General features: G+C 38.5%; 13 protein-coding genes and 1 riboswitch. Of the genes, 8 read left to right on the top strand and 5 right to left on the bottom strand.

What is annotated here, in order from left to right; all coding sequences use genetic code 11:
* Positions 1-120: 120 nt before the first annotated feature.
* Positions 121-750 (bottom strand): hypothetical protein, encoded by a 630-nt coding sequence (locus J2Z23_RS10840; RefSeq protein WP_057982192.1) that lies wholly within the window; start codon positions 748-750, stop codon positions 121-123.
* Positions 751-920: 170 nt separating this feature from the next.
* Here J2Z23_RS10840 and J2Z23_RS10845 point away from each other — a divergent pair, with 170 nt between their 5' ends.
* Positions 921-1,370, top strand: coding sequence for a Dps family protein (locus tag J2Z23_RS10845; protein WP_057982190.1), 450 nt, complete (start codon positions 921-923; stop codon positions 1,368-1,370).
* Between the two features lie 116 nt (positions 1,371-1,486).
* Here the strand turns inward: J2Z23_RS10845 and J2Z23_RS10850 are convergent, their stop codons facing one another.
* Positions 1,487-1,738, bottom strand: coding sequence for a DUF6154 family protein (locus J2Z23_RS10850; protein ID WP_057982189.1), 252 nt, complete (start codon positions 1,736-1,738; stop codon positions 1,487-1,489).
* Positions 1,739-1,957: 219 nt separating this feature from the next.
* Between J2Z23_RS10850 and J2Z23_RS10855 the strand changes: the two genes are divergently transcribed.
* Entirely contained in the window at positions 1,958-2,290 is a 333-nt protein-coding gene (locus J2Z23_RS10855; RefSeq protein WP_057982187.1) for a hypothetical protein, read from the top strand.
* 55 nt (positions 2,291-2,345) lie between these two features.
* Positions 2,346-2,822 carry an RNA deprotection pyrophosphohydrolase gene (gene ytkD, locus J2Z23_RS10860; protein WP_057982185.1) on the top strand — a complete coding sequence of 159 codons (477 nt, stop codon included), beginning with the start codon at positions 2,346-2,348 and terminating at the stop codon, positions 2,820-2,822.
* A gap of 176 nt (positions 2,823-2,998) precedes the next feature.
* On the opposite strand, the gene J2Z23_RS10865 is transcribed toward ytkD, so the two are convergent.
* The 3 genes from J2Z23_RS10865 to J2Z23_RS10875 form a co-directional block, all read right to left on the bottom strand.
* Positions 2,999-3,802: an ABC transporter permease gene (locus tag J2Z23_RS10865; protein WP_238456189.1), complete on the bottom strand. Its 804-nt coding sequence runs from the start codon at positions 3,800-3,802 to the stop codon at positions 2,999-3,001.
* On the bottom strand, positions 3,783-4,559 hold the full coding sequence (locus tag J2Z23_RS10870) for an ABC transporter ATP-binding protein (RefSeq protein WP_057982181.1): 777 nt from the start codon (positions 4,557-4,559) through the stop codon (positions 3,783-3,785). Before J2Z23_RS10870 ends, J2Z23_RS10865 begins: the two co-directional genes overlap by 20 nt.
* Before the next feature lie 207 nt (positions 4,560-4,766).
* A complete protein-coding gene (locus tag J2Z23_RS10875; protein WP_209973930.1) occupies positions 4,767-5,765 on the bottom strand; it encodes an ABC transporter substrate-binding protein in 999 nt (332 codons plus the stop codon).
* A 255-nt stretch (positions 5,766-6,020) separates the two neighbouring features.
* Between J2Z23_RS10875 and J2Z23_RS10880 the strand changes: the two genes are divergently transcribed.
* From J2Z23_RS10880 to J2Z23_RS10900, 5 genes are all read left to right on the top strand, one after another.
* The gene (locus J2Z23_RS10880; RefSeq protein WP_057982176.1) at positions 6,021-6,824 is read left to right on the top strand and encodes an alpha/beta hydrolase family protein; all 804 of its coding nucleotides are present in this window, start codon (positions 6,021-6,023) and stop codon (positions 6,822-6,824) included.
* Between the two features lie 33 nt (positions 6,825-6,857).
* The gene (locus J2Z23_RS10885) at positions 6,858-7,100 is read left to right on the top strand and encodes a DUF2584 domain-containing protein (protein WP_057982174.1); all 243 of its coding nucleotides are present in this window, start codon (positions 6,858-6,860) and stop codon (positions 7,098-7,100) included.
* A 295-nt stretch (positions 7,101-7,395) separates the two neighbouring features.
* A riboswitch (SAM riboswitch) is annotated at positions 7,396-7,516 on the top strand.
* Positions 7,517-7,752: 236 nt separating this feature from the next.
* Positions 7,753-8,949, top strand: coding sequence for a methionine adenosyltransferase (metK, locus tag J2Z23_RS10890; protein ID WP_057982172.1), 1,197 nt, complete (start codon positions 7,753-7,755; stop codon positions 8,947-8,949).
* 391 nt (positions 8,950-9,340) lie between these two features.
* Positions 9,341-11,227 carry an asparagine synthase (glutamine-hydrolyzing) gene (asnB, locus tag J2Z23_RS10895; protein WP_064468528.1) on the top strand — a complete coding sequence of 629 codons (1,887 nt, stop codon included), beginning with the start codon at positions 9,341-9,343 and terminating at the stop codon, positions 11,225-11,227.
* Positions 11,228-11,378: 151 nt separating this feature from the next.
* Positions 11,379-11,981 (top strand): GNAT family N-acetyltransferase, encoded by a 603-nt coding sequence (locus tag J2Z23_RS10900; RefSeq protein WP_082881407.1) that lies wholly within the window; start codon positions 11,379-11,381, stop codon positions 11,979-11,981.
* The last annotated feature ends 236 nt before the right edge of the window (positions 11,982-12,217 follow it).

Below are 12,217 nucleotides of genomic sequence, written 5' to 3' on the forward strand. Positions count from 1 at the left end.
CATCTTGTGGAATAATTATAAACAGAAACAGGAAATTTCGTATGAAATGATAAATAAAAAGAATCCTTTTCAATCAAAAGGATTCCTTTGTGTAAGGCTTTTCTGTTGTAAGAGCTTAATTTAGGATTGGAAATTGAGCAATTTGATTAATGCCCTAATTTTATTATCATCATTAGGGTCGATGGCTACAAGTTCTGTATTATTAATTATATTTGTATAAAATTCTTCTCCAGCAGGGTATTGTCCATCCCAACGTAATGGAACATTGTATACATTAATTGTTCCATCCCCATTGCCAGAGTAGGTAACAGATCCATCTACTAAACGAGCACCTGCTAATTGAATAACATCCTCTGGATAGTTAGCACTTGTCTCATCGTCAGGGTTAAGCACTTCTCCGGCAGGAAAATGGTAGACATTCAATTCCTCCACCTCTTGATTGGGACCAAGTTGCAACCAAACGCGCGCATATTCGATCTCCTCGGCAGAATAAGCTGACAATGGATCTTCCTCGTTCGGTGTTGCTTTTTTCTCTTCTACAGATGTTTCATTACGATGATCGAGATCTACTGCCTCGGTCTCACTTATTGATGTTCTCTCATCTGTTCCACTAGTCTCTTCTTCTTTAGAATCTAAATCTGCGCCATTGTTAGAAGCATCTGACGTGACGATCTCGTTAGAATCGTTACTACAGCCGACAAGCAGTAATAAAATAAGATAACTGATAAGAATCAATGATAGCTTTTTCATATGACATTCCTTCCCCTCGTTATTGTCCCCATCCATTTTATAAATGATCAAAGCTCATTTCAATCATTCATCTAAATTTTTAAAAATATCAGGAATAATTCAACTTTAAAAGGGGAAAATAAATATGTTTCATCTGCTAAAAAGCGGGTATATATGTAATAAAGGGAGTGATGATATTGACAAACACACAAGTTATTGAAGTGGTAAATAAACAGGTAGCAAATTGGACTGTGCTTTACACGAAATTACATAATCATCATTGGTATGTGAAAGGACCACATTTCTTTTCTCTCCATGAGAAATTTGAAGAACTGTATAATGAAGCAGATAAAAATATCGATGAGCTTGCAGAAAGATTACTTGCAATCGGCGGTTCACCCGTTGCAACGTTGAAAAATGTTTTGCAAATGGCGAGCATTGGTGAAGTAGAGGAATCACTAGATGCAAATGGAATGGTACAATCTATTGTCGATGACTTTACAATTCTCATTGATGAATTAAACGAAGGGATGGAAATTGCAGAAAAGGCTGGAGATGAGACCACAGCAGATATGCTTTTAGCCATTCATACAAGCTTGGAAAAACATAACTGGATGTTAAGAGCTTTTCTAGGTAAATAAAAACTTGGTGCTTTAGGCACCAAGTTTTTATTGTTTCAAGAAACCCGCTCGTATTTGGTAAGTGGCGGTTTCATACAGCTTTCAGTATACAGCTAATTGAGCCAGTCAAATATGTATTAGTGGTAGAATTTTGAATCATTAGGAGGATATTGATCATGAAATTCGGCCTGCTCCATCTTCCCTTTGAGTGACTCCAAAAGATACATGCGGATAAAATATTGTAGTTCAAATTCATTCATATCACGAACAATCTGCATGAGTTCTTTTTTATTATAATGCTCAAGGACCGCAAATGTAATCATATCTAAATCTTCTTCATCTGTAATCTTATCTTGATACATCGCAAATAATTCATCTACAAGTTTCATTTTAGCACCTCCCTAGCCTTGCTTTTATTTACCCTACTTTTGAAAAAACAATCCTGCCTCCGCATATTTTTATTATTAGATCAACTTTCTCTACAAAGACCATCTCTTCTCAAAAGCACAAGGTATCCTTAAGAATAAAATAAGATGAAGTGTAACAAAATATGCATAAACATCAAAAGTGATGACTTTTGGATTACATTGACCTGGAGGTAGATGAGTGTGAATCAACAGGATCGCCAAACGTATTATATATCTATTGGAGCAGGAGAAATTTTTTCGGTTCCTAATGCCTCACCATGGCAGTTTAAAATACAAGCTACAGAACAGGAGATAGGCAAGCTTCGGCAAATATTCGATTCCAATTATACAAATAGTATGGCTGATTTTGCCCGTGCACATGTTCCTTGGGTAGAATATCATATTGACCCCACAAATGATAGGTATGATGCAAATTTAATCCAAATTTATCAAATGATTTATGAACTAGGGGATCAAGAAGCAAAAGACCATATTGATGGCATCGGGATACTGGAAAATTTTACAAGTGAATGAGCAAATCGTTTCTCTCCCTTCCTGAAGAGAGTATAGTAAGGAGGGAGGGATATGGATGTATGAATTTATCGATCAAAATGGCTCACAAATTAAATTGACTTTTCAGCGAGATGTTTTTCCCGAGAAAGCGCGAGATGTCTTCGTGATTTGTCGTTATCAAGGTAAATGGTTATTAACAGATCATACCAAGCGGGGGTTAGAATTTCCAGGTGGTAAACGAGAAGCTGGTGAAACGATAGAAGAGGCTGCAAAGAGAGAGGTATGGGAGGAAACAGGTGGGATCATTGATACCATTCACTTTCTTGGTGAATATCAGGTGAAAGGCCCTGATTCTGCTTCATTTGTCAAAGCGATTATGTACGCGGAAGTTCAGGACTTAGCTGAAAAAGCTGATTATATGGAAACGAAAGGTCCTATCGTGCTAGATCATGAGCTTTTATCTCAATTACATACAGCTCGCTTTAGCTTTATTATGAAGGATAAAGTCGTTCCACTTACGCTTGAACAGTTAAAAAAACAAGGCATCTACTAATAAAAACCCCACTTTAGAAGCCTTAATTAAACAAAAGAGGCTGGGAAGCAAAAATGTTATGCTCCAAAGATGAACAATGCATGATCTTAGCGAGGGATATTCCCAGAGCGGGTTATATGCACGCTAATAGTTCAGTTCTTGGTGAAAACAATTTTCTCCCAGCTTTTTTGCAACAGTTATTTTTCATTTAATAGTTTTCTTTCCAGCCATTCTACCCCTTTATACATCATCGTTGCAAAAATAGCGATTAAGAGGAGCGAGAGCATAACAAGGGTAAAATTAAACACTTGAAACCCATAAATGATCATATAGCCAAGTCCTTTAGCGGACACAAGATACTCTCCAACGATCACCCCAACCCATGATAAGCCCACATTAACTTTTAATGTCGAGATAATGGTAGGAAAGGAAGCAGGTAAAATGGCTTCTTTAAAGATTTGTTTTCTAGTTGCGCCAAATGTCTTTAATACTTTGATATAGTGATCATCCACTTCCCGAAATGAAGTATAGATGACAATAGTGGTAATAATGACTGATACAAGTGTCCCCATAGCAATAATGGAAGTAAAGCCTGGGCCAAGACCAACAATAAGAATTGGGCCAAGGGCAACCTTTGGCATCGCATTTAAGATCACGAGATAAGGGTCAGCAATTTTTGAAAAGAATGGCGACCACCAGAGGATGGCGGCCAAAATGGTTCCTAGCACAGTCCCTAAAATAAAGCCCATGACAGTTTCAAAAACTGTCACACCTAAATGGGTAAACAAAGAAGCATCTAGTACTTTCTCCACTAATAATGATCCTACCTTTATCGGAGAACTGAAGATTAGTGGATCAATCCAATGAAGTCGACTGGAGATTTCCCACAACGAAAAAAAGAGGAGAAAAATTAATATTTGATAAAATAGTACCCATTTTTTCTCCTTGACTAGCTTTTGTTTATATTGAGCATGAAGGAGGTTAGGTTGATTGGCCTTCAAGAGCTTCCAACTCCTTCCATATCGTTTGAAAGATTTGATTATAAGAATCATGTCCCCTTACATCGAAAGGCTTTAATAACCTCAATTCTTTCGGAATATTAAAGATACGATGGATTTTACCAGGACTTCCTGAGAAAAGGAAAACACGATCACTCATGGAAATGGCTTCACCAATATCATGGGTCACAAGAATCGCTGTTTTTCCATAAGCTTTTAAAATTTCGGCGACCAAATCCTCTAATTTTAATTTGGTTTGATAATCTAATGCTGAGAATGGTTCATCTAATAATAAAAGCTTTGGATTTACGGCCATCGTTCTTGCTAGTGCTGCTCGTTGCCGCATACCTCCTGATAATTGTTGAGGTTTTTGCTGATTGACTCCTTTTAAACCAATTTGGTTTAAAAAGCTCAGTGCACTTTGCTTTGTTTTCGAACTTAAACGGCCATTTATTTTTAATCCAAGTAAAATATTTTCCTCAATCGTTTTCCAAGGGAATAAATAATCTTGTTGTAACATATAGCCGATGAAGTTTGCATCTTGATCAGGTATTTGCTGATCAATACGAATTTTCCCTGTTGTAGGGTTGATTAAGCCAGCTAAAATGGAAAGCATTGTCGTTTTGCCACATCCACTTGGCCCTAGAAAAGAAATAAATTCTCCTTTTTGAATGGTAAAGGAGACATCCTCCAAAGCCACAGTTGCAGTGGATGGAGTAAAATAATGATGTCCGACTTGCTCTACTTCGATAAAACTCATGGGGCGGTCCTCCTTTAGAAAAAGTAGCAAATCGTAATGATTACATGTAATGCTGAACTATATTTCTGCTTGCTTCGTCCAGCTCCAGCGCTAGTCTTTGAGTGACTATTCTCTAGGTTTAGTCATCAGCCGTTTTGCTGAGAAAATAGTGTGAGATAATTAGATATCGCGCCTTAGCTGGTTATCAAGATGTATTTATTTTTCTTATTATTTTGTAACTTTCTCTACAACTGATGTATTGACAAGTTTTTCATAGTCTACTTTTTTCGGAAGTTCTCCCGCTTCTTCCATAATGGCTTGTAAATTTTCCCAACCATCTTTTGTTAACTTCATATCAGTTGCAAAAGAACCTTGACTACGATAACGTTCGACAACGACCGCTAAAGTCTCGACATCTGAGTCTTCAAAATAGGGAGCGACTACCTTGGCGATTTCTTCTGTATCTTCTTCCTCTACCCAGGCTTGCGCTTTGTGAAGAGCACGCACAAATTTCTCAATCGTTTCTGGATTTTTCTTCATATAGCTTTGTTTCGCCATAAAAGTGGTATAAGGAACTTGACCAGATTCTTCACCAAATGAAGCGACAATATGGCCCTTTCCTTCTTTTTCAAAAACAGAAGCTGTTGGTTCAAAAAGCTGAACAAAGTCACCAGTTCCTGAGGCAAAGGCATTCGGAATATTACCGAAATCAATATTCTGAATTAGTTCTAAATCAGTTTGGGGATCGATATCGTTCTTTTTCAAAACAAACTCTCCAACCATTTGCGGCATTCCCCCTTTTCTTTGACCAAGAAAAGTGGAACCTTTTAGCATTTCCCAATCAAAATCATCAATCTTCTCACGGGAAACAAGGAAGGTGCCATCAGTCTGGGTTAGTTGGGCAAAATTGATAACTGGATCAGTAGCCCCTTGGGCATCTACATAAATAGAGGTTTCAGATCCAACAAGGGCAATATCGGCCCCATCTGAGAGCAAAGTGGTCATCGTTTTATCGCCACCCCATGTTGTTGTGAGCCCAACATCCAGTCCTTCTTCTTCAAAAAAGCCTTTTTCAAGGGCAACATATTGGGGAGCATAAAAGATAGAACGTGTCACTTCAGCAAGCTTTACTTTTTCTAATGTATCTTTTTGGGAACAAGCAGTTAGGACGAAGGCTGTGAGCAAAGCCAGTAGAATCACAAATCCAAATTTTAATATTGCCTTCATGGCAGTTTCCTCCTTGTTGCTTAGGATTTTATAGAATTTCAGCATAGGGTTAACTTCAGCTACAAGTGCTAGTTTATGGTCAAAAAACTGATATGAAAGGGATCCCGGATCATGAGAGTGCAGGCAGGTTGACATGAAGTGGGACAAGAAAGTCATGCGAATGCCCTATGCTTTTGTTCTGTGTGCATCCAATTTACAATTATTATATGAGGATAAGGAAATTGTGTGATAGCCTAGTGGAAAGGAGCGATCTAGATGGGACAAGATGGACAAATTGTGGAAAAAACTTTATTCCCTTCACCAAATCCTTTTGTGAAACTATTTTTAGTTACCTATATATCAGCTGGCTTAAAGGTGAAGGGATTATTAGCGGAACCGAAGCAAGTGGGCGAATATGAAGGTTTTCTTTACTTACGGGGCGGGATTAAAAATGTAGGGATGGTTAGACCGGCGCGGATAGCCCAATTTGCTTCAGAAGGTTTTATTGTATTTGCCCCTTTTTACCGTGGAAATCGTGGGGGAGAGGGTAATGAAGATTTTGCTGGTGAAGATCGCCAAGATGCCTTTGCTGGTTTTGCATTACTACAGGGACATCCGTGTGTTCTTCCGGAGCGAATCCATATTTTTGGCTTTTCGCGAGGCGGTGTGATGGCCCTCCTTACAGGATTACAATACAGCAATGCTGCTTCGATTGTAACTTGGGGAGGTGTATCAGATTTAGCTTTAACCTATGTGGAGCGTGTTGATCTGCGACGGATGATGAAAAGGGTAATTGGTGGATCACCGAAGAAAGCTCTAGAGGAATACCGATGGCGTACACCACTTTATGAAATGGAAGCAATGAAACCGCCTGTTTTAATTATCCACGGTATGCTTGACGATAATGTGACGATCGAGCATGCATATCGCTTAGAAAAGAGATTACACAGTCTTGGAAAGTATGTGGAAACTTGGTATTTTGAAAACTATACCCACTATTTTCCACCAGCGATCAATCGAAAAGTTGTGAAAGATCTTTGTTATTGGATGAAACAGCGAGATAATCACGATATAATATAATGGAAATCATTCAATTAGAAATGGGGGATCATCATGGGTATGCCCTTAGAATTAAATACAATGATTGTGACAAAAGGGAAAGAAGAAAGACAACAAGAAAATCAATTTACTTTGAAAAAAGATGGATATCGGCTTTATCCAATCGATATTCCTATTGAGTTACGGCATACAATTGAAAGTGACTACCGGGCAACAGCTAAGATTCAAAAGGTCGAGTGGGAGAATAACCAAACGATTATTACGTACCAGCTACTTGCCTTACATTCAAGTAATTAAAACGAGGGATCTTTTGCGATAAGCAAAAGGTCTTTCTGTATTTTCCGGAAAGAATAGTGGGAAGCCAAATGTCTCTTGGACATTCCAATGTTTCTATCTAAAAGCGGTATAAATGTTTTCCACATGTAATAAAACGAATGCTTATTTTTATTTGTCTAAAAGTTAGCCATACATTTCCTTAAAAACTAAGATTTATCGTTACCATTCCTATTTAATCGTCTAAGGAGTGATCTAATTGCAATTCCGTGCTTGACCCTTATCGAATTTTGCGTTATGATTTTACATTGAACGGATACTCTTATCCTGAGATGGTGGAGGGAACAGGCCCTATGAAACCCAGCAACCTACTACGAATCAATGGTTTTCCGTAGCAAGGTGCTAACCTGGTGCAAGGCAATTGCCTTGGACGATAAGAGTGAAAGGCTCGGATAAGAATTAACCTTTCCTCTATTTTTATGCGGGAAAGGTTTTTCGTTTTTTAAGAGATAAGAATGTATAAAAATTTCCTTGGAATTATTATAGGACTGGTATATGTTATCCAGCTCTAGGCGCGATTGGCTTGCGGTCGTGGCGTTAATTTGTCACAATTTTAGTTGCTTATTTTGCGGACGCCGTGCGCTTTTCTTAGGAGATTATTTAAGGAGGAACTTAGGTGTCAAACAATCGACGTTTATTTACTTCGGAATCTGTCACAGAAGGACATCCAGACAAAATATGTGATCAAATTTCCGACTCTATTTTAGATGAACTTTTGGCAGATGACCCCAATGCTCGTGTGGCATGTGAAACTTCAGTTACTACAGGACTTGTGCTTGTAGCAGGGGAAATCACCACAACAACATACGTGGATATTCCAAAAATTGTCAGAGAAACATTAAAGGAAATCGGCTATACTCGTGCAAAATATGGATTTGATGCAGATACTTGTGCGGTTATGACTTCGATTGATGAACAATCACCTGACATTGCTTCAGGGGTGAATACCGCGTTAGAAGCAAGAGAAGGAAAAATGACAGAAGCTGAAATTGAAGCAATTGGTGCTGGGGATCAAGGTTTAATGTTTGGCTATGCATGTAATGAAACAGAGGAATTAATGCCGCTTCCGATCTCATTAGCGCACCGAATGTCAAGAAAGCTAGCAGAGGTAAGAAAGCAAAAAGTTCTTCCTTACTTACGACCAGATGGAAAAACGCAAGTGACGGTAGAATATGATGAAGATGGTAATCCTGTGCGAATCGATACGATCGTTATTTCTACTCAGCATCACCCAGATATTGAACTAGCGCAAATTCAAGAGGATATGAAAAACTGTGTGATTGCACCTGTTGTGCCTGAAGAGTTATTGGATGAGGAAACAAAGTATTTTATTAATCCAACAGGTCGATTTGTGATTGGTGGACCTCAAGGGGACGCTGGTTTAACTGGAAGAAAAATCATCGTTGATACGTATGGTGGCTATGCTCGCCATGGAGGGGGAGCTTTCTCTGGAAAGGATCCCACGAAAGTAGATCGTTCAGCAGCCTATGCAGCCCGCTATGTAGCAAAGAATATTGTGGCAGCAGGATTAGCGGATAAATGTGAAGTGCAATTGGCCTATGCGATTGGCGTTGCTCAGCCTGTTTCGATCTCTGTTGATACATTTGGAACAGGGAAAGTGTCTGAAGAAAATCTGGTGGGGGCGATTCGTGCCCATTTTGATTTACGCCCGGCTGGGATTATCAAGATGTTAGACCTTAGACGTCCAATCTATAAACAAACTGCCGCCTATGGACATTTTGGACGGCTTGATCTAGATCTCCCATGGGAAAGAACAGATAAGGCAGAAGAGCTTTTAAAAGCTGTACAATAAATCTAATAAATATACATGTTTACAGATATTTAGGTAAAAATAACAGGGCAAGATTTGCTCTGTTATTTTTTGACGATTATACAAAAAAGTTAGGAGCAAACGGATGAACAGCAAAGCATGCGCCGTCATGGCCGTAGGCTCGAAAATCTTCTCCTTTTATTCCCATTTTGGCTGAAGTAGGGAGCTCTCGTAAGTGTTACACCTTTGTGAACTTCGTTGCTATAAACATGATTACCCATATTGGTAGTAGCAATGATGATCAATACAATTCACGTTCGATTCATTTTTGCAGCTTTTTTTACGGATAAATACTGACAAAGATTCGCAATCAATGCTAAAATAGAAGCATTGAAAATGAGTACTGTTGTTTATAATAGAGGAGTGTCGAAACATGTGCGGTTTTATCGGTTGTGTCCATGATCATCCAACATCAGGTAAAAATCCTGATCAAGAGCTTTTTCATCAAATGAATACGATTATTACTCATCGTGGACCAGATGATGAAGGCTATTTTGAAGATGAACATGTTCAATTTGGTTTTCGCAGATTAAGCATCATTGATATTGAAAGTGGAAAACAGCCGCTTTCTTATGAAAATGACCGCTATTGGATTATTTTTAATGGAGAAATCTATAATTATGTGGAATTGCGTGAAGAACTGATTGAAGCAGGATTTACGTTTGACACAGATTCTGATACAGAGGTTTTAATTGCCCTTTTCAGCCAGTTAGGTGAAAAGGCAGTAGAAAAGCTCCGGGGGATGTTTGCTTTTCTTATTTGGGATAAAGAAGAGCAAACATTGTTTGGGGCGCGCGATCCATTTGGAATTAAGCCATTCTTTTATAAAGAAGATGGTGCTAGGACTTTTTTTGCGTCAGAGAAAAAGAGTATTTTACCTGCGATCGAAAATAAGGAATTAAATCATGAGTCTTTACAGCATTATTTAACCTATCAATTTGTCCCAGAACCTGAAACAATGACAAAAGGGATTAAGAAATTAGAACCTGGTCATTATTTCGTTAAAAAAGTAAATCAGCCAATGAATATCCAACGTTACTGGAAAGCCCATTTCCAACCTGTACAAAAATCTGAACAGGATTTTATTAAGGAAATCAAGGAAGTTTTATTTGATTCCGTGAATGTGCATATGCGCAGTGATGTGCCTGTTGGTTCTTTTCTATCCGGTGGGATTGATTCAACGATTATTGTTTCAATTGCGAAATTATATAATCCAAAAATCAAAACTTTTTCCGTTGGTTTTGAGCGTGATGGCTTTAGTGAAATTGATGTGGCAAAAGAAACAGCAGATAAATTAGGTGTTGAAAACATCAGCTATGTGATTACACCGGAAGAATATATGAAAGAATTACCGAAGATTATGTGGTATATGGACGACCCATTGGCGGATCCTGCTTGTGTGCCGCTTTATTTTGTAGCAAGAGAAGCACGGAAACATGTGAAGGTCGTACTTTCTGGAGAAGGATCAGATGAGTTATTCGGTGGTTATAATATTTATCGTGAACCACAATCTTTAGAAGTATTTAATAAAATACCTAAAGTGGGAAAAACGATTTTACGCGCATTAGCGAATGTCCTTCCTGAAGGAGTAAAAGGCAAAAGCTTCATTGAACGTGGGGTAACCCCAATGGAAGAAAGATATATCGGCAATGCCAAGATGTTTGAGGAAAGCGAAAAACGCCGCTTATTAAAGCAATATAATGAAAGTATTGATTACCGAGATATTACTCGCCAACTTTATCAAGATACAATTGGTTATGATCCCGTCGATCGGATGCAATTTGTCGATATTCACACATGGATGCGTGGCGATATTTTGCTGAAAGCCGATAAAGTGACAATGGCCCATTCCCTAGAATTACGGGTGCCGTTTTTGGATAAGGAAGTATTCAATGTCGCTTCAAGAATTCCAACCAGTTTAAAAACAGCGGAAGGGACAACGAAATATGTGTTGCGCCAAGCTGCAAAAGGCATAATCCCTGACCATGTTTTAGATCGGAAAAAACTAGGCTTCCCTGTCCCTATTCGTCACTGGTTAAAAGATGAAATGTATGAGTGGGCAAAAGAAATTATTCGTAATAGTGATACAGATTATATTTTGGATAAGCAATATGTATTAAACTTATTAGAAGATCATTGCCAAGGAAAAATGGACTACAGTCGTAAAATCTGGACTGTGCTTGTCTTTATGGTTTGGCATGCGGTCTATGTTGAAGAACAATACGATTTTGGGAAAGAACTAGCTGTTGCCCATTCGTAATGAAAAGAGCCAAGGTGATAGCCTTGGCTCTTTTTTAAAAAATGAGGTAGTAGAATCAATACATAGATATGAATGGACTAAACCTAGTTGATTCCCACAAAATGAGGAGGACTAACTCATTAAGCTTGAAATAAGGAGGTATCAGGTGTTTATGCAGTCAATAGAAATTCAAATGTTACCAAGTCAGGCAAGTAGTAATTTAGAGGATATGAAAAAAGTGACAAATATTGTGAACGATGTGTATGGGGTTTCAGAGGAGAATCTTTGGATGGATGGCGCAGTCCGTACAACAGTCGAAGAAATCGCAGAGTATACGGAGAATGGTGAAATCGCCGTCGCTCGATCCATGGAGCAAATTATTGGCTGTGTGCGTGTCACCTGGATTGACAAAGAGACGGGAGAATTAGGAATGCTTGCTGTCGATGAGCAATACCAAGGAACTGGCATTGGACGAAAGCTAATCCTCTTTGCAGAAGAGAAATGCCGAAATGAAGAATTTCATAAGATGCAACTTGAACTATTAGTCCCTGAAGAAGGGTCTCACCCATCTAAAGTAATATTGGAAAATTGGTATACACGTCTTGGGTATCAGCAGATCCGTACTGATAGCTTTGCTGCTTCATTTCCGAGATTAGCGCAATTACTTGCGATTCCCTGTAAATTAGTCGTTTTTCAAAAGCAACTAAAAAAGCAAGCAGTTACCTCAGGACATAAACAATTTGAAGGAATATCGAGATCATGTGACGGAGATTAAAGGGTAAGAAACAACGATTTTTAAGAATGCTTGTTTCGATATTTGTAATGAATTTCGCGGAAATATGATAATTTGCAACGAGGAATCAGATATTGTGAGGGTGGTTGGTTGTCAATCTTCTTTCGGGTTTGTGGAAAGGAGGGGAGCACTATCGAAACATTTCTTGAATTATCCGGGAAGTTCTGAAAGTGGGCAGCAAGTGCAGACTTCTTTAAAAGGATCGCTATAGAAAAAGG

It is taken from the genome of Lederbergia galactosidilytica (genome assembly GCF_017873565.1).
GTDB lineage: Bacteria > Bacillota > Bacilli > Bacillales > Bacillaceae_C > Lederbergia > Lederbergia galactosidilytica.

What these genes read in the sequence shown, in the direction of transcription:
- J2Z23_RS10840 (WP_057982192.1), bottom strand. Translation starts at nt 750, where the DNA reads ATGAAAAAGCTATCATTGATTCTTATCAGTTATCTTATTTTATTACTG.
- J2Z23_RS10845 (WP_057982190.1), top strand. Translation starts at nt 921, where the DNA reads ATGATATTGACAAACACACAAGTTATTGAAGTGGTAAATAAACAGGTA.
- J2Z23_RS10850 (WP_057982189.1), bottom strand. Translation starts at nt 1,738, where the DNA reads ATGAAACTTGTAGATGAATTATTTGCGATGTATCAAGATAAGATTACA.
- ytkD (WP_057982185.1), top strand. Translation starts at nt 2,346, where the DNA reads ATGTATGAATTTATCGATCAAAATGGCTCACAAATTAAATTGACTTTT.
- J2Z23_RS10870 (WP_057982181.1), bottom strand. Translation starts at nt 4,559, where the DNA reads ATGAGTTTTATCGAAGTAGAGCAAGTCGGACATCATTATTTTACTCCA.
- J2Z23_RS10875 (WP_209973930.1), bottom strand. Translation starts at nt 5,765, where the DNA reads ATGAAGGCAATATTAAAATTTGGATTTGTGATTCTACTGGCTTTGCTC.
- J2Z23_RS10880 (WP_057982176.1), top strand. Translation starts at nt 6,021, where the DNA reads ATGGGACAAGATGGACAAATTGTGGAAAAAACTTTATTCCCTTCACCA.
- J2Z23_RS10885 (WP_057982174.1), top strand. Translation starts at nt 6,858, where the DNA reads ATGGGTATGCCCTTAGAATTAAATACAATGATTGTGACAAAAGGGAAA.
- asnB (WP_064468528.1), top strand. Translation starts at nt 9,341, where the DNA reads ATGTGCGGTTTTATCGGTTGTGTCCATGATCATCCAACATCAGGTAAA.
- J2Z23_RS10900 (WP_082881407.1), top strand. Translation starts at nt 11,379, where the DNA reads ATGCAGTCAATAGAAATTCAAATGTTACCAAGTCAGGCAAGTAGTAAT.